Annotated in this window: 19 protein-coding genes; 8 read left to right on the forward strand and 11 right to left on the reverse strand. The window is 67.8% G+C overall.

The annotated features are described in order from the left end of the window. From OXR08_RS00750 to rimP, 5 genes are all read right to left on the reverse strand, one after another. Nucleotides 1–131: translation initiation factor IF-2 associated domain-containing protein (locus tag OXR08_RS00750; protein ID WP_267347298.1), on the reverse strand; the 131-nt coding region annotated here is incomplete at its 3' end. Nucleotides 132–163: 32 nt separating this feature from the next. Next, nucleotides 164–925 (reverse strand): DUF448 domain-containing protein, encoded by a 762-nt coding sequence (locus OXR08_RS00755; protein ID WP_267347180.1) that lies wholly within the window; start codon nucleotides 923–925, stop codon nucleotides 164–166. Continuing rightward, nucleotides 906–1130 carry a 4-oxalocrotonate tautomerase family protein gene (locus OXR08_RS00760; protein WP_149681249.1) on the reverse strand — a complete coding sequence of 75 codons (225 nt, stop codon included), beginning with the start codon at nucleotides 1128–1130 and terminating at the stop codon, nucleotides 906–908. The genes OXR08_RS00755 and OXR08_RS00760 overlap by 20 nt, the downstream gene beginning before the upstream one ends. Next, entirely contained in the window at nucleotides 1130–2773 is a 1644-nt protein-coding gene (gene nusA, locus OXR08_RS00765) for a transcription termination factor NusA (protein WP_112381578.1), read from the reverse strand. Before nusA ends, OXR08_RS00760 begins: the two co-directional genes overlap by 1 nt. Then, the gene (gene rimP, locus OXR08_RS00770) at nucleotides 2773–3348 is read right to left on the reverse strand and encodes a ribosome maturation protein RimP (RefSeq protein WP_112381577.1); all 576 of its coding nucleotides are present in this window, start codon (nucleotides 3346–3348) and stop codon (nucleotides 2773–2775) included. The genes nusA and rimP overlap by 1 nt, the downstream gene beginning before the upstream one ends. A 164-nt stretch (nucleotides 3349–3512) precedes the next feature. Here rimP and OXR08_RS00775 point away from each other — a divergent pair, with 164 nt between their 5' ends. Next, nucleotides 3513–4688 carry a PQQ-dependent sugar dehydrogenase gene (locus OXR08_RS00775; protein WP_267347188.1) on the forward strand — a complete coding sequence of 392 codons (1176 nt, stop codon included), beginning with the start codon at nucleotides 3513–3515 and terminating at the stop codon, nucleotides 4686–4688. After that, a complete protein-coding gene (locus OXR08_RS00780; protein WP_267347189.1) occupies nucleotides 4685–5866 on the forward strand; it encodes a PQQ-dependent sugar dehydrogenase in 1182 nt (393 codons plus the stop codon). Before OXR08_RS00775 ends, OXR08_RS00780 begins: the two co-directional genes overlap by 4 nt. Before the next feature lie 9 nt (nucleotides 5867–5875). Here the strand turns inward: OXR08_RS00780 and OXR08_RS00785 are convergent, their stop codons facing one another. The 3 genes from OXR08_RS00785 to OXR08_RS00795 all read right to left on the reverse strand — a co-directional run bounded on the left by OXR08_RS00785 (nucleotide 5876) and on the right by OXR08_RS00795 (nucleotide 7645). After that, nucleotides 5876–6700, reverse strand: coding sequence for a WecB/TagA/CpsF family glycosyltransferase (locus OXR08_RS00785; protein WP_267347191.1), 825 nt, complete (start codon nucleotides 6698–6700; stop codon nucleotides 5876–5878). Between the two features lie 97 nt (nucleotides 6701–6797). Beyond that, complete coding sequence (locus tag OXR08_RS00790) at nucleotides 6798–7211, reverse strand: PaaI family thioesterase (RefSeq protein ID WP_112381574.1); 414 nt, start codon at nucleotides 7209–7211, stop codon at nucleotides 6798–6800. After that, nucleotides 7208–7645 (reverse strand): PaaI family thioesterase, encoded by a 438-nt coding sequence (locus tag OXR08_RS00795; protein WP_112381573.1) that lies wholly within the window; start codon nucleotides 7643–7645, stop codon nucleotides 7208–7210. Before OXR08_RS00795 ends, OXR08_RS00790 begins: the two co-directional genes overlap by 4 nt. 65 nt (nucleotides 7646–7710) lie before the next feature. On the opposite strand from OXR08_RS00795, the gene OXR08_RS00800 reads away from it, so the two are divergent. Next, nucleotides 7711–8493, forward strand: coding sequence for a crotonase/enoyl-CoA hydratase family protein (locus OXR08_RS00800; protein WP_267347194.1), 783 nt, complete (start codon nucleotides 7711–7713; stop codon nucleotides 8491–8493). Nucleotides 8494–8742: 249 nt separating this feature from the next. Here the strand turns inward: OXR08_RS00800 and OXR08_RS00805 are convergent, their stop codons facing one another. Both OXR08_RS00805 and OXR08_RS00810 read right to left on the reverse strand, forming a co-directional pair. Further along, nucleotides 8743–9015: a hypothetical protein gene (locus OXR08_RS00805; RefSeq protein ID WP_267347196.1), complete on the reverse strand. Its 273-nt coding sequence runs from the start codon at nucleotides 9013–9015 to the stop codon at nucleotides 8743–8745. A 71-nt stretch (nucleotides 9016–9086) separates the two neighbouring features. Then, nucleotides 9087–10424: a DEAD/DEAH box helicase gene (locus OXR08_RS00810; protein WP_149681241.1), complete on the reverse strand. Its 1338-nt coding sequence runs from the start codon at nucleotides 10422–10424 to the stop codon at nucleotides 9087–9089. A 268-nt stretch (nucleotides 10425–10692) separates the two neighbouring features. On the opposite strand from OXR08_RS00810, the gene OXR08_RS00815 reads away from it, so the two are divergent. Next, nucleotides 10693–11697 carry a fumarylacetoacetate hydrolase family protein gene (locus OXR08_RS00815; protein WP_267347197.1) on the forward strand — a complete coding sequence of 335 codons (1005 nt, stop codon included), beginning with the start codon at nucleotides 10693–10695 and terminating at the stop codon, nucleotides 11695–11697. Then, a complete protein-coding gene (locus tag OXR08_RS00820; protein ID WP_267347199.1) occupies nucleotides 11697–12104 on the forward strand; it encodes a hypothetical protein in 408 nt (135 codons plus the stop codon). Before OXR08_RS00815 ends, OXR08_RS00820 begins: the two co-directional genes overlap by 1 nt. 16 nt (nucleotides 12105–12120) lie before the next feature. On the opposite strand, the gene sugE is transcribed toward OXR08_RS00820, so the two are convergent. Continuing rightward, nucleotides 12121–12438, reverse strand: coding sequence for a quaternary ammonium compound efflux SMR transporter SugE (sugE, locus tag OXR08_RS00825; protein WP_112381568.1), 318 nt, complete (start codon nucleotides 12436–12438; stop codon nucleotides 12121–12123). 212 nt (nucleotides 12439–12650) lie between these two features. Here sugE and OXR08_RS00830 point away from each other — a divergent pair, with 212 nt between their 5' ends. Genes OXR08_RS00830 through OXR08_RS00840 form a run of 3 tightly spaced genes read left to right on the forward strand, consistent with a single transcriptional unit; the run spans nucleotide 12651 to nucleotide 16353 of the window. After that, on the forward strand, nucleotides 12651–13934 hold the full coding sequence (locus OXR08_RS00830; protein WP_267347201.1) for a 3-methyl-2-oxobutanoate dehydrogenase (2-methylpropanoyl-transferring) subunit alpha: 1284 nt from the start codon (nucleotides 12651–12653) through the stop codon (nucleotides 13932–13934). 50 nt (nucleotides 13935–13984) lie between these two features. Then, a complete protein-coding gene (locus OXR08_RS00835) occupies nucleotides 13985–14992 on the forward strand; it encodes an alpha-ketoacid dehydrogenase subunit beta (RefSeq protein ID WP_267347299.1) in 1008 nt (335 codons plus the stop codon). A 2-nt stretch (nucleotides 14993–14994) separates the two neighbouring features. Further along, the gene (locus OXR08_RS00840; protein WP_267347203.1) at nucleotides 14995–16353 is read left to right on the forward strand and encodes a dihydrolipoamide acetyltransferase family protein; all 1359 of its coding nucleotides are present in this window, start codon (nucleotides 14995–14997) and stop codon (nucleotides 16351–16353) included. The last annotated feature ends 12 nt before the right edge of the window (nucleotides 16354–16365 follow it).

Consider the following 16365-nt stretch of genomic DNA (forward strand, 5'->3'; position numbering starts at 1 on the left):
GCTTCGCCCGGACGGCCGAGGACGCGGCGACGCTTGGTCTCCACGATCACGGTGTTCGAGCGGCCGTGGCTGAAGCTCTGCTTCACCTTGCCGGTCTCGACCGTGCGCTTCAGCCCCAGAGGCTGGCGCATTCCGAGTTTCGGCTTGTCGTTGTCGGTCTCGCTCACTCAAATTCCTCGTGTACGTTCACGGCCGGTCGGTCACCGGAAAGGTCGGACGCCGATGCGCCTTGCGAGGCCGTTTCGCAAGGCGTTGCCACAGGGTCGGGTCCGATAAAATGCAGCCAGCGGTCGAGCGCTTCGCTCACCCGCTTTGCTGCGTTACGATCTGTCAGGCCGATATGTACCACATTCTCGCGGCCCAACGCCAACGACAATATGGGGCGTGCCACCGGCAACGCCAACCCCTTCAGGTCGGAGCCTTCGCGGTCCGAACCGACCCGCCACGCCTGTGCCAGACGGCGGGTGCCATCGGGCTTGGCATCCGCGGCATGGTAGAGCGCCTGCAACTGGCCGGAGCGTGCCGCAGTCTCGATCCGGTCGGACCCGGTGAGCAGCGCACCGGACCGCGACTCGAGCCCCAGCCGGTCGAGCGCATTGCGCTCCAGTGCCGCGGCGATCAGCGCGGGCAGGTCATCGGGGATCTGGAAATCGGCCGATTTGAAGGCACGCGCCAGTGCGCCCTTCAGCCGGCCCTTTTTCAGCGCGACCTCCAGTTCCGCACGGTTCACGCCGATCCACGCGCCCCGGCCGGGCGCCTTGGCACGGACATCGGGCAGCACGCGGCCGTCCGGCGCCAGCGCAAGACGCACCAGCCCGTCGCGCGCCTCGCGCTCGCCGGACAGGATGCAGCGGCGGACGGGGGCACCGTCCGCTGCCGCCTCTGCCTGTCTTACAGCGTCGCGCTCATTGCCCCGGGACCGCATGCGCGTCTCCCTTCGGGGCATCGCGGTCGGCGATCAACTGACCGCCGGCGCCGTAGTTTTCCGTCGACACTTCCTCGATCACGATCTGGACGGCGGCCGGGTTCTTGCCCAGCCGCTCCACCATCGAGCGGGTCACGTCGGCGACGATATCGGCCTTTTGCGCCTTGGTGGCGGAGCCGGCCAGGCGGATGGAAATAAACGGCATCAGGCCTGTTCGTCCTCCCCGGTTGCAGTGTCGGCGTCGGAGCCGGCCGCAGCCTCGGTGCCCTCTTCGCCCTCTTCGTCGGCGAACCAGTGGGCGCGCGCGGCCATGATGATCTCGTTACCCTGCTCGTCGCTGAGGCCGTATTCGGCAAGGATGCCGCCCTTGGCCTCGCGCTTGGGCGCATCGTCGCCGCGGCGACGCGGCTCGGCGCGCTTCTTCTCGACCAGCTCGTCGGTGGCGAGATCGGCGAGATCGTCCAGCGTCTTGATGCCCGCCTTGCCCAGCGTGACCAGCATCGCCTCGGTCAGATAGGGGATGTCGGCCAGGGCATCCTCGACGCCCAGCGCCTGACGCTCCTCGCGATTGGTCTGCTCGCGGCGGTCGAGCGCTTCCTGCGCACGGCTTTGCAGCTCCTGCGCCAGATCGTCGTCGAAGCCCTCGATGCTCGCCAGCTCGTCGATCTCGACATAGGCGACCTCTTCGAGCGCGCCGAAGCCCTCGGCGACCAGAAGCTGAGCCAGCGTCTCGTCCACGTCCAGCTCGTTCTGGAACAGTTCGGAGTTCTGCACGAACTCCTTCTGGCGCTTCTCGGAGGCGTCGGCCTCGGTCAGGATGTCGATCGCCTTGGCGGTCAACTGGCTGGCGAGGCGGACATTCTGGCCGCGGCGGCCGATCGCCAGCGAAAGCTGGTCGTCGGGCACCACCACCTCGATCCGGTCCTCTTCCTCGTCGATCACGACGCGGCTGACGTTCGCGGGCTGGAGCGCGTTCACCACAAAGGTCGCGGTGTCGGGCGACCAGGGGATGATGTCGATCTTCTCGCCCTGCATCTCCTGCACGACGGCCTGCACGCGGCTGCCCTTCATGCCGACGCAGGCGCCGACCGGATCGATCGACGAGTCGTGGCTGATGACGCCGATCTTGGCGCGGCTGCCCGGATCGCGGGCGGCGGCCTTGATCTCGATGATGCCGTCGTAGATTTCGGGCACTTCCTGCGCGAACAGCTTCTTCATGAAGTCCGGGTGCGCGCGGCTGAGGAAGATCTGCGGCCCGCGATTCTCGCGGCGCACGTTCAGGATCAGCGAGCGGATGCGGTCGTTGACGCGCACCGCCTCGCGCGGGATCTGCGCGTCGCGGCGGATCACGCCCTCGGCGCGGCCGAGATCGACCACGATGTGGCCGAATTCGACGCGCTTGACGACGCCGGTGATGATCTCGCCCTGGCGGTCGCGGAATTCCTCATACTGGCGCTCGCGCTCGGCATCGCGAACCTTCTGGAAGATCACCTGCTTGGCGGCCTGCGCCGCGATGCGGCCGAATTCGATCGGGGGCAGCGGATCGACGATGAAGTCGCCGACATTTGCGCCCTTTTGCAGCTTCTCGGCACCCTTCAGGTCGATCTGCTTGTAATAATCGTCGACCTGCTCGACCACTTCCACGACGCGCCACAGGCGCAGGTCGCCGGAATTGGGGTCCAGCTTGGCGCGGATGTCGTTTTCCGCACCATAGCGGGCGCGGGCGGCGCGCTGGATCGCATCTTCCATCGCCTCGATGACGATCGCCTTGTCGATCATCTTCTCGGATGCGACGGCGTTCGCGATCGCGATCAGTTCCGCCTTGTTGGCGGAAACGGCGGTGGCCATCAGTGCTGTCCTTCCGTGGTGGCGCCGTCTTCGGGCGCGTCCTGGTAAAAGAATTCGTCGGCGCCCTCGGTGGAGAGCGGCTGGGTGGCGGCGATCAGGCGATCGGTCATGAGCAGCTTTGCGTCGGCAATCTGGTCGAACCGCACCGTCATCGGCTTGAACTTGTTGACGTCGATCGTCACCGCATCACCCTCGACCCCGATCAGGTCGCCGGTCAGTTGCTTGCGGTTGTCGATCGGCTCGGCAAGGTAGATGCGTGCCTCATGACCGGCCCAGTCGGCAAAGTCCTGAAGCCGGGTCAACGGGCGATCGATGCCGGGCGAGGATACCTCCAGCCGGTACGCATGATCAATCGGGTCGCGGCCCTCCGCCTCCATCTGGTCGAACACGTCGGAGATGCGGCGCGACAGGGCGGCGCAGTCGTCGATGGTCAACTGGCGGGTATCGGGACGCTCGGCCATGACCTGCAGCGTCGGGTCCGACTGGCCGCCATACATCTTCACGCGCACCAGGGCGAAGCCGAGCGCCTGGGCCTCGGGTTCGATGATCGACGTGAGAAGGGCGATGTCCGCCATGCAAGATCCCGGATATGCAGGTTCGGCGCCGCGGTGCCGTTGCCCCGCAGCCTCTTTCACCTGACGATGTTAGAGAGTGATGCAGGATATACGCCCAAACGGGGCAAGGTACAAGCATCCTTCGGCACGGTTCCGCGTTGGATGGCAAAATCGGGAGGATGTTGATGCATGTAGGTCTGCTCGCGCTGTTGCCGGTGGCGCTGATCGCCTGTTCGGGCAATGTCGAGGCGCCGGGTGCCGACAACGCGACGATGCAGGGGGCCGCGACGCAGGGGGGCGCGACGCAAGGGGCCGCCAATGTCCCGGCAGGCGCCAAGCCGTTTACCGAGACGGTGATCGCCGACTTCGATTCGCCCTGGGCGGTGGCCTTTCTTCCCGACCGGCGGATGCTGGTCAGCGAAAAGGACGGGCGGATGCTGATGCTGTCCGCCGATGGCCGGACGCGGCGCGTGATCGCGACGCTGCCGGTCGATTCGGCCGGGCAGGGCGCGTTGATGGATATCGTGCCGGCGCCGGGCTTTGCGCAGAACAAGCAGGTCTATTTCAGCTATTCGGCGGCAGGCGATGGCGGCAAGGGCGTGGTGCTGGCGCGCGGCGTGCTGGCCGACGACCGGCTGCGCCAGATCGAGGCGCTGTTCCGTGCCGGGCCGCTGGTCGAGGGCAACGGCCATTATTCGGGGCGGATCGCCTTCTCGCCCGATGGCAAATACCTGTTCTTCACCGCCGGTGACCGGCAGAAATTCACGCCTGCGCAGGACAAGCAGGCGACGCTGGGCAAGGTGCTGCGCCTGACGCTGGATGGCAAGCCGGCGCCGGACAATCCGCTGGCAGCGCAAGGGTTCAACCCGGCGGTCTGGTCCTATGGCCACCGCAACCTGCTGGGCCTGGCGTTCGATGCCCAGGGTAATCTCTGGGAGCAGGAGATGGGGCCCAAGGGCGGCGACGAGGTCAATCTGATCCTGCCGGGGCGCAATTACGGATGGCCCAACGCGTCGAACGGATCGCATTATGACGGTCGCGACATTCCCGATCACAAGCCCGGTGACGGTTACGAGCCGCCCAAGGTGTCGTGGAACCCGGTGATTTCGCCGGGCGGGCTGATGATCTATGCGGGCAACCGCTTCCCGCAGTGGAAGGGCGACGCGTTCATCGGCGGGCTGTCGAGCACGTCGCTGGTGCGCGTCGACCTGAACGGGACCGCGGCCAGCAAGGGCGATCAGTGGGACATGGGTGCGCGCATCCGCGACGTGGCCGAGGGGCCGGACGGCGCGATCTACGTGCTGGAGGATGGTGACGACGGGTCGCAGGGGCGGCTGATCCGGCTGGATCCGCGGTCATGAGCCCGCGGCGTGCCACGCCCTTCGCACTCGCCCTGTTGCTGCTGGCGGGCGCGTGCGGCGACGATGATGGCGGCGGATCGATCGCGCCGGTGCCCGCCCCGACCGGTACGCCGACCCCGACGACCCCGACGCCGACCCCGCCCACGACCAGCGTGACGCAAAACGCGGTCGCCACTTTCGACAACCCCTGGGCGATGGTGTTCCTGCCCGACGGGCGGATGCTGGTGACCGAAAAGCCCGGGCGGCTGCGCATCGTGACGACGACCGGCACGGTCTCGGCCGCGGTCGCCGGGGTGCCGGCAGTGGCCTTTGCCGGGCAGGGCGGGCTGCAGGACGTGGTGCTGGACCCGCAATTCGCGACCAACAACCGCGTCTATCTGAGCTATGCCGAGGCGGGCAGCGGCGGCAAGGGGCTGGCGGTGGCGCGGGGCACGCTGGTCACCGATGGCACCGGCGGGCGGCTGGACAATGTCAGCGTGATCTGGCGACAGGACCCCAAGGTTTCGGGCGACGGGCATTTCGGCGGGCGCATGGCGTTCTCGTCCGACCGCCGGCTGTTCGTGACCGCGGGCGAGCGGCAGAAGGGCGCGCCGGCGCAGGACCTCGCCCAGACGCTCGGCAAGATCGTGCGGATCGACCCCGATGGCGCGGTGCCCTCCACCAACCCGTTCGTCGGGCGCAGCGGCGCCAAGGCGGAAATCTGGACGCTGGGCCATCGCAACCCGTACGGCCTGGTCTTTGCGGCCGATGGCCGGTTGTTCGAAAGCGAGCAGGGGCCGGAGGGCGGCGACGAGTTCAACCTGATCGAAGCGGGCCGAAACTATGGCTGGCCGAACGTGTCGGAGGGGAACGACTATGGCGGGGCGCCGATCCCCCGGCATTCGACCAACACCGCCTTTACCGCACCGCTCGTCAGCTGGACGCCGGTGATCGCGCCGGGCGGGATGATCCAGTATACCGGCACGCGCTTTGCCGGCTGGACCAACGATTTCGTGCTGGCCGGGCTGGTCAGCCAGGGACTGGTGCGGGTGCGGGTGAACGGCACGACGGCGAGCGAGGTCGGCCGGCTGGCGCTCGGCGCGCGCATCCGCGAGGTGGAACAGGGCCCGGACGGCACCTTGTGGGTGCTGGAGGACGGCGCGCGAGGGCGGCTGGTGCAACTGACCCCGGCGGGGTGATGGGGCCGGTCAGGCGACCGGCACCGCCTCGCGCTCGTCGTCGAACTGGTGCTTGGGCGGCAGCGGCACCGGGCGGGGTTCCTCCTCCGGCTTGAAGTTCGCCTGTCCCCAGGCGGCGACGAGCAGGAAGAAGTGGACGATGCCGACCGAATAGCGCCTGGCGAGGCGCTGCGGCTCGCTGGCCAGGCGATAGGCCCATTCCATGCGCGCGTCGCGCACCCATTGCGGCGCCCGCTGCTTGGCGCCGGTCAGCCATTCGAACAGCGCGCCGACCCCCATGGCGAGCGGCACGTCCAACCGGTCCGCATGGTCGAGGATCCAGCGTTCCTGGAGCGGATTGCCCATGCCGACGATCAGCACGTCGGGTCTCGCATCGCGGATCCGCTCGATCACCGCATCCTCGTCCTGCCACAGCGAAAAGCCGTCCTGCGTGCCGACGACTTCGGTCGACCAGCTTTCGGCAAAGATGCGCGCTGCCGCCTCGACATTCTCGGGCGTGCCGCCGACCAGGAACAGGCGCAGCTTGCGCCCGAGCCGCTCGAAGAAGAATGGCGTGAAGTCGGTGCCGTTCAGATTTTCGACGAAACCGCGCCCGCTGACCAGTCGTGCGCCGATCTCCGCCCCGATCCCGTCGCTGACCACCAGCACGTCCCGGCGCGACGCCATGCGGCGGCCGATCTTCTGGCATTCGACGACGAAATTCTGATTGGCGAAGAACAGGATCGTCCGCCGCCTGAGCGCGAGACGATGCCGTAGCGCTTCCGCCAGAACATGACGGTCGCAGTTGATGACCGGGAATCCCCCGATCGACCTTTTCGTGCTTGCCCCCTGCATACCTGCCCCCAGGTCCGCTTTCGTTGTGAGGCAAAGCTTAGATGTGGCGCGGGGTTCGGTTCCAGCGCGAAGAGGGGCTAGGCCGGGTGCGGAGATACTACTCCGAAAGAACGGGTTCCGGCCGGCTGATCCGGTAGGTCATGCGCGCGGCCGCGATCGGGCGGTCGCGGTCGTCCTGCCAGGCGATCGCCTCGACATTGGCGATGCGGCGGCCCAGGCGGACGATGCGTGCCGCGGCACGGGTGGTGTGATCGCGCCCGCCGCGCATGAAATCGACGGTGACGGTGACCGGCTTGATCCGGCCCCCGCCCTCCTCCTCCAGCCCGTGCGCCAGCATCGCGATCGCCGCCACCTCCAGCAGCCCCGCGATCGCACCGCCATGGAGAAAACCAGGACGGCCGATGACGTCGTCGGCAAAGGGCAGGACGAGTTCGGGCGCGCCGTCGGGCGTGCGTTCGATCGTGCAGCCGAGGAGGTGCGCATAGGGCGGCAGCGTCTGGGGCGGGTTCATGATTGGCGGGTGTCGCGCAGGCCGGTGGTCATGAAGGTGCCGGTGACGTGTGCGACGGGATCGTCGGGGTTGCCGTCATGCGCCTGTCCGCGGACAAAGGCGATGGAATGGGTGACGCGGTAGCATTCGCCGTGACCGATGACGGTGGCGCCGGGGGTGGCGGGGCGGAGATAGTCGACGCGCAGATCGAGCGTCGCATGGGCCACGAAACGTCCGCGTTTCAACCAGACCGCCAGGCTGGTCGCCATGTCCATGATGGTGATGATCGGCCCCGATGCGATGACGCCGCTTTCCGGATCGCCGACCAGCGCCGGATCATAGGGCAGCGCCAGTTCGGCCCAGTCGGGCCCATGCGCATGATAGCGCATGCCCAGCCGGCCGCCATGGCCGCCAAAGCCGCCTGCTGCGGCGAAACGGTCGATATCGAACCTCATCGCAACATGCTGTACACCGCTGGGCATGCGGCGCAATCGGCGCCAGGCGTGAGTGGAGAGTGGTGATGGAAGACCGGGTGGCGATCACGCTGGCCGATGGCGTTGCCGAGGTGCGGCTGGCCCGCGCCGCCAAGATGAACGCGATCGATGCGCCCATGTTCGCGCAGATCGCCGACACGATCGCCGCGCTGGCAACGCGGGCCGAGGTGCGCGTCGTCATCCTGTCGGGCGAGGGAAATGCCTTTTGCGCCGGGCTGGACATGGCGGCGATGGCGGGCGGCGGATCCGGCCTGTTGACCGAGGAGCGGACGCACGGCGCGGCAAACCTGGTGCAGCAGGCCGCTTGGGGCTGGCGGACCCTGCCGATGCCGGTGATCGCGGCGGTGCACGGCGTCGCCTTCGGTGGCGGGTTCCAGATCATGTCGGGCGCGGACATCCGGCTGGCGCACCCCGCAACGCGCTTCGCCATTCGCGAGATGCACTGGGGACTGGTGCCCGACATGGCGGGCGTCGCCTTGTGGCGGGGCATGGTGCGTGACGACGTGGTGCGCGAGTTGACCTATACCGCGCGGGAATTTTCGGCCGAGGAAGCGCAGGCGTTCGGCTTCGTCACCCGCCTGACGGAGGATCCGATGGGGTCGGCGCGCGATCTGGCGCGGGTGATCGCGGCACGCAGCCCCGATGCGGTGCGCGAGGCCAAGGGCCTGTTCGCGGTTGCCGCGGACGGTGATGCCGCCACCATCCTGCGCGCGGAAAGTGCCGCACAGTTGCGGCTGATGCGAGGGGCGAACCAGCGGGAGGCGGTGATGGCGAATCTGGAGAAGCGGGCGGCGCGGTTTCTTGATTGAGTAAAATTTGGTTCACGCGAAGCCGCGAAGCCGCGAAGAAGATCTAATATTCGCGCGGAGGCGCGGAGGCGCGGAGGGGATTCGTTGGGGGCATTTGTTGCGTCCCCATCGATTGAGTGAGCGGTGAAGCGCTTTGCGCTTCCATAGAGTGTATGTGCGCACAGGTGGCGTCTCTGCGTTCTCTGCGCGCATGATGATTTGATGACGCTTCGCGTCGTGCGCCGGTTGGCGAAGCGTCAATTGCAGGCGTTACAGCAACACCGTTTGCGGTTTCGGCTTGGCCTGTTCGATCGCGACCAGGACCATGGCTTCCCAGATGGCGGGATCGCCGGCGGCCGCCATGTGCTGATCGGGTTCGCGCAGCGTGCGCAGGACGGCAAGCGCGTCGGGCAGGTGATCCCTCCAGTGATCGTCGACCATCGCGGAGGCCGATTCGGTTTCGCCGCCGGCGTTGATGCTGATCCGCTGGCCGCAAAGTACCCGTGCGATACGTTCGGCAGCGGGTGTGTGGGCGATGTCCATGGCATCCTCCTTTTAGGGATCGATGCCGGGACAACGCCCTGACCCTGATGGTTTATCCCTGCCCCTGGCCTTTAGCCCTGGGCGGGCGCGCCAGCGCTGCGGCCACCACCGCCCCCGCCGCCACGGCGACGCTGACGGCCGCGGGGTCCGCGCGGATCGCTGGGGCGTGCCGCATGCGTCGCCTTGGGTCGCGGCTGCTGGCGCGGCCGGTCGGCGCGCGGGGCGGGGTCCGCTCCGATCGCCTTGACGCGCTGTGCCTTGATCGCCTCAGCGCGTTTCACGAAGTCGGCGGGAAGCGGGGTGACCGGGATCTTCTGGCGCGTCAGCTTCTCGATGTCGCGCAGATAGGGCCGCTCGTCCTCGGCACAGAAGGCGATGGCGATGCCCGAGCGACCGGCACGCGCGGTGCGGCCGATGCGGTGGACATATTGTTCGGGTACGTTGGGCAACTCGAAATTCACCACATGGCTGACGCCCGAAACGTCGATGCCGCGTGCGGCGATGTCGGTCGCGACCAGGATGCGGACCTCGCCCGACTTGAACGCGCCCAGCGCACGCTCGCGCTGTGCCTGGCTCTTGTTGCCATGGATCGCGTGCGAGGCGATGCCGTTGCCCGCCAGCAGCTTCACCACGCGGTCCGCGCCGTGCTTGGTACGGGTGAAGACCAGCGCACGGTCGATCGCCGGATCGCCCAGCACGATCGTCAGCAGCGCCTGCTTCTCCGTCTGGGTGACGAAGGTGACATATTGCTCGACCCGCTCGGCGGTGGTCGCAACGGGCGTGACCGAGACGGTCGCCGGATCGTCGAGGAACTTGTCCGCCAGCTCGCGGATCTGGGTCGGCATGGTGGCCGAGAAGAACAGCGACTGGCGCTTCTTCGGCAGCATCTTCACGATGCGGCGCAGCGCATGGATGAAGCCCAGGTCGAGCATCTGGTCCGCCTCGTCGAGGACCAGGATCTCGATCATCGACAGGTTCAGGAGCTGTTGCTCGACCAGATCGATCAGGCGGCCGGGCGTGGCGACGAGGATGTCGACACCGCGCGACAGGTCGTTCTTGTTCTTGGCGATGCTGGTGCCGCCGAAGACGGTGGCGACGGTCAGCTTCGAGAACTTGCCGTAGCCGCGCGCATTGTCGGCGATCTGGCTGGCGAGTTCACGCGTGGGAGCGAGCACCAGCATGCGGCAATGCGTCGGCAGCACACGCTTGTTGGCGGCGACCAGACGCTGGATCGAGGGCAGCACAAAGGCCGCGGTCTTGCCGGTGCCGGTCTGGGCGATGCCCAGCAGGTCGCGACCCTCCAGCAGGGTCGGGATCGAATCGCGCTGGATCGGGGTGGGCTCGGCATAGCCCTTGGCTTCGAGCGCGCGGACGAGCGGCTCCGACAAACCGAGTTCGGAAAAGGACATGAGAATAGCCTTGGCAGCGGGCGCAGCCGCGATCGGCCGGCGCACCGGGGGGAAGAATGATGCCCCGCGTGACAAGGACAGCCTTTGATCGAAATATCGCGCCGGCGCCGGGACCAGGGTCCGTTCACGCTTGCCATGAACCGGCACGATCGGCGGCTCCCTTGGCTTGCAAATGTGAAAAAGTCAAGCCGCCCGACGGTTGCGTCGCGGGGTTGATCCGCGCCCCCGCTTCCGGCACGCCTGTGCCAAACAACGGAGAGGAACGCCCATGAAGCTTGCCAGCCTGAAGGGGGGTCGCGACGGCCGCCTCGTCGTCGTGTCGGACGATCTGGCCTGGTATGCCGATGCCGCGCACATCGCGCCGACATTGCAGGCGGCGCTGGACGATTGGGACCGGCTGGCGCCCGACCTCGCCAATCTGGCGACCGACCTGGCGCATGACGCGATCCCCAAGGGACGCTTTCACGAACATGATGCCGCCGCCCCGTTGCCGCGCGCCTATCAATGGGCGGACGGGTCGGCTTACGTGAACCATGTCGCGCTGGTACGGCAGGCGCGGGGCGCCGAGATGCCCGACAGCTTCTGGCATGATCCGCTGATGTATCAGGGCGGTTCGGACGGGTTTCTGGGCCCGCGCGACCCGATCCCGCTCGCCGACGAAAGCTGGGGCTGCGACCTGGAGGCCGAGGTGGTGGTGGTGACCGGCGACGTGGCGATGGGCGCCAGCCGCGACGAGGCACTGGCGGCCATCCGGCTGGTCGGGCTGACCAACGACGTATCGCTGCGCGGGCTGATCCCCGGCGAACTGGCCAAGGGGTTCGGCTTCTTCCAGTCGAAGCCGGCCTCCGCCTTTTCGCCGGTGTTCGTGACGCCGGACTCGCTTGGCGACTGGTGGCGGGACGGCAAGCTGCACCGCCGGTTGATGGTCGACCTGAACGGCAAGCCGTTCGGCCGCGCCGAGGCGGGCGAGGACATGACCTTCGATTTCGGCACGCTGATCGCGCATGCGGCGAAGACGCGCGCGCTGGGGGCGGGGACGATCATCGGATCGGGCACCGTATCCAACCGGGATGCGGATGGCGGGCCGGGCAAGCCGATCGCGGAGGGCGGGGTCGGCTATTCGTGCCTTGCGGAGTTGCGCACGGTGGAGACGATCCGGGACGGCGCGGCCAGGACGCCGTTCCTGAAGGCGGGCGACACGGTGCGGATCTGGGCCGAGGACGACCGGCATCACCCGGTGTTCGGCGTGATCGAACAGGTGGTGGGCGGCTGATGCTGCTGCTGGCGGTGTTGGCGGTGGCGGCACAGTCGGGCCCGCCCGTCGATGCGCCGGGTGCGATCCTGCAGCAGATGGGGGCGTGGGATGCGCAGCGTGCCGCCCCGCTGCCGCCGCTGGAGCCCGCCGTGGTGGCGGCGGGCCGGGCGGCGCTGGACGGGCCCTATGCCGCGGATCGCCTGTCGCCGCGGCCGACCGACGAGCAGCTTGCCGCGGCCTGGAAGGCGGGCGGCGAGGATGCGGCGGCGGGCACGTTGCGGGCCAATGGATGCCGGCTGTCGTCACGCGAGCATCTGGTGTTCGTGTGCGGCTATGAACGGCGCGGCACGGACGGCATCTGGAAACCGGGCGTGGCGGCGATGACGATCGCGCAGGACCGGTGGCGGATCGTGGCGCGACCGTAAGGGCGCGTGCCTGGCCCTATCCGTCCGACAGCTTCATCAGGACCAGGCCGGAGACGATAAGGACCGCCGCGCCGATGCGCATGGGGTGCGCCGATTCGCCAAGGATCAGCACGCCCAGCACGAAGGCGCCCACCGCGCCGATGCCGGTCCATACCGTATAGGCGGTACCCAGCGGCAGGCTGCGCATCGCAAGCGAGAGCAGGCCGAAGCTGATAAACATGCCAGCAAAGGTGATGACCGAGGGCCATAGCCGGGTGAAGCCGTGCGATTGCTTCATCGCATAGGCCCAGACGACCTCGAACAGACCGGCGATGGCAAGGATGATCCAGGGCATGAGGCAGCGTCCTTCAAAGGCTTGCTGCCGGGCCGTCCCGGTCTTGAACACCCATAAGGGGCGGGAACGTGGTCGCCGCCCGCGCCAGATAGGCGAGCCGGCGGTTCGCGGCAAGACGGGGACGAAAAGCATCGCGGGGGCTTGAAATTTTATAACAGGCGGTTGAAACGAGTGATCGACCCGAAAAACGGGCGCCACTGAATGGAGAGAGCATGGCCGGACATTCCCGCGCCAATCTGCCGCCGCTGAGCCTGCATGTGCCCGAACCGCGTTTCCGGCCGGGCGATGCGGTCGATTTCAACGGATTCGACGTGCCGCCCGCGGGCGCTGCGCGGCGCCCCGACACCGGCGATGCGCCGGCCGATTTCCATGAACTGTCCTATGGTCTCGTGCGGGTGCTGGACGATGAGGGCCATGCCGTCGGCCCCTGGGACCCGAAGCTGTCGCCGGACCTGTTGCGCCGGATGCTGCGCAGCATGGTGTTGCTGCGCGCGTTCGACGAACGGATGTTCCGGGCGCAGCGGCAGGGCAAGACCAGCTTCTACATGAAGGCGCGGGGCGAGGAGGCGGTGGCGGTCGCGGCGGCCTATGCGCTGGACGCCGACGACATGTGCTTTCCGTCGTACCGGCAACAGGGGCTGCTGATCGCGCGCGGCTGCCCGCTGGTCGACATGATGAACCAGATCTATTCGAACACCGGCGACAAGCTGGGCGGCAAGCAGCTGCCCATCATGTATTCCGAAAAGCGGTTCGGCTTCTTCTCGATCTCCGGCAATCTGACGACGCAATATCCGCAGGCGGTGGGCTGGGCGATGGCCTCCGCGGCGAAGGGCGACAACCGGATCGCGGCGGTATGGTGCGGCGAAGGGTCGACCGCGGAGGGCGACTTCCACTCCGCCTGTACCTTTGCCGCGGTGTACCGGGCGCCGGTCATCATGAACGTCGTCAACAACCAGTGGGCGATCTCCAGCTTTTCGGGTTTCGCGGGGGCGGAGGCGACGACCTTTGCCGCGCGCGCGATCGGATACGGGATCGCCGGCCTGCGGGTCGACGGCAACGACGGGCTGGCGGTCTATGCCGCGACGATGTGGGCGGCCGAGCGCGCGCGGCTGAACCAGGGATCGACGCTGATCGAGCTGTTCACCTACCGCGCCGAGGGGCACTCCACCTCCGACGATCCGACCCAGTATCGCTCCGCCGAAGAATCGGGCGCGTGGCCGCTGGGGGATCCGGTGGTGCGGTTGAAGGATCATCTGATCGCGCTTGGCGAGTGGAGCGAGGAACAGCACGCCGAACAGGACAAGGCGTGTGCGGAGGAGGTGCGCGCCGCGCAGAAGGCGGCGGAGGCGAACGGGATATTGGGGCACGGGCTGCACCAGCCGCTCGATTCGCTGTTCGACGGGGTGTTCGAGGAGATGCCCTGGCACCTGCAGGAACAGCGCCAGCAGATGCTGGACGAGGAAGAAGCGAGCGGGCGGCCGTGGGCGAGGAAGTGATGGGGGGCGAGGAAGCGATGACGGCAGGCACCCAGCCCGAAACCGCCCGGATGACGATGATCCAGGCGATCAACTCCGCGCTGGACGTGGTGATGGCGCGCGACCCGGACGTGCTCGTGATGGGCGAGGATGTCGGCTATTTCGGCGGCGTGTTCCGCGCGACCGCGGGGTTGCAGGCGAAATACGGCAAGACGCGCGTGTTCGACACGCCGATCACCGAAACCGGCATCATCGGCGTCGCAATCGGCATGGGCGCCTATGGCCTGCGCCCAGTGCCCGAGATCCAGTTCGCCGACTATATCTACCCCGCGCTCGACCAGTTGGTCAGCGAGGCGGCACGGCTGCGCTATCGCTCGGCGGGCGAGTTCACCGCGCCGATCACGGTGCGCTCGCCCTTTGGCGGCGGCATCTTCGGCGGGCAGACGCACTCGCAGAGCCCGGAGGGCATCTTCACCCATGTCTCCGGCATCAAGACGGTGATCCCGTCGACGCCGTACGACGCCAAGGGGCTGCTCATCGCGGCGATCGAGGACAACGACCCCGTCCTCTTCTTCGAGCCCAAGCGCATCTATAACGGCCCGTTCAACGGGCATTGGGATCGCCCCGCGTCGAACTGGTCGCAGCATCCCGGCGGTGCGGTGCCGACCGGATATTACAAGGTCGAGCTGGGCAAGGCCGCAGTGGTGCGCGCGGGCGAGGGCGTCACGGTCCTGTGCTACGGCACGATGGTCCATGTCGTCGCCAACACCGTGGCCGACATGGGGGTGGACGCGGAGATCATCGACCTGCGCACGCTGGTGCCGCTGGACATCGACACGATCGAGGCGTCGGTGAAGAAAACCGGGCGCTGCATGATCGTGCACGAGGCGACACGCACCGGCGGTTACGGTGCCGAACTGTCCGCGCTGGTGCAGGAACGCTGCTTCTACCATCTGGAAGCGCCGATCGAGCGGGTGACGGGGTTCGACACGCCGTATCCACACAGCCTGGAATGGGCATATTTCCCGGGGCCGGTCCGCATCGGACAGGCGCTCAAGAAGATCATGAAGGACGCTTGAGGATGGCGCGTTTCACCTTTCGCCTGCCCGATATCGGCGAGGGCATCGCCGAGGCGGAGATCGTCGCATGGCATGTCGCCGTGGGGGATCGTGTGGAGGAGGACCAGAACCTTGCCGACATGATGACCGACAAGGCGACCGTGGAGATGGAGTCGCCGGTGTCGGGCACGATCGTCGAGGTGGCGGGCGAGGTCGGCGAGATGGTGCCGATCGGCGCGGCGCTGGTGGTGATCGAGACCGAGGCGGCGGAGGCGGCGGAGGCGGTCGGCTCGGAGGAGGTGGCCGAGCAGATCGAGGCGGAAAATCCGGGGGTTGAGGAGGTTGCCGCTCCGGCTCCGGCCCCAACTCGGGCTCCGGCTCCGGCTCCGGCTCCGGCTCCGGCTCCGGCTCCGGCTCCGGAGAAGGTGGCAGCTCAGAGCGTGCCGCCTGTGGCGGCCCCTCACCCCGGCCCTCTCCCCGGCGAGGAGAGGGAGGCGCAGGCGGCTCCGGTTTCGCGTGAGCATCGGGCGCTGGCTTCGCCGGCGGTGCGGGCGCGGGCCAAGGAACTAGGCGTCGATCTGTCGCAGGTGCGGGCGGCCGAGGGGGATCGTATCCGTCACGCCGATCTGGACGCGTATCTGCGCTACGGTTCGGCGCAGGGCTATACATCCGATACCCCGCGTGCCTGGGCGGACGAGAGCGTCCGTGTGATCGGCATGCGGCGGCGGATCGCCGAGAACATGGCCGCCGCCAAGCGCAACATTCCCCACTTCACCTATGTCGACGAGATCGACGTGACCGCGCTGGAGGCGATGCGCGGCGACCTGAACGCGCATCGTGGCGATCGGCCAAAGCTGACGCTGCTGCCGTTCCTGATCGTCGCGATGTGCCGCACCCTGCCCGACTTCCCGATGCTGAACGCGCGCTATGACGACGAGGCGGGTGTGGTGACGCGGTCGGGGCGGGTGCATTGCGGGATGGCGACGCAGACCCCGGCCGGGCTGACCGTGCCGGTGATCCGCGACGCACAGGATCGCAACGTCTGGCAGCTCGCCGCCGAGATCACGCGGCTGGCCGAGGCGGCACGGGCCGGCACGATCCGCAGCGAGGAAATGGGGGGCGGCACGATCACCGTCACCTCGCTGGGGCCGCTGGGCGGCATCGCGACGACGCCGGTGATCAACCGTCCGGAAGTGGCGATCGTCGGGCCGAACAAGATCGTCGAGCGCCCGGTGTTCCGGGGCGACGACATCGTGCGCGCCAAGCTGATGAACCTGTCGATCAGTTGCGACCACCGGGTGGTCGACGGCTGGGACGCGGCCAGCTTCGTCCAGGCGCTGCGGACCTATCTGGAGACGCCGGTGTTGTTGTTCGCATCCTGATCGGAGGAACGG

It is taken from the genome of Sphingomonas sp. GM_Shp_2 (genome assembly GCF_026540875.1).
In the GTDB taxonomy this organism is placed as follows: Bacteria; Pseudomonadota; Alphaproteobacteria; order Sphingomonadales; family Sphingomonadaceae; genus Sphingomonas; species Sphingomonas carotinifaciens.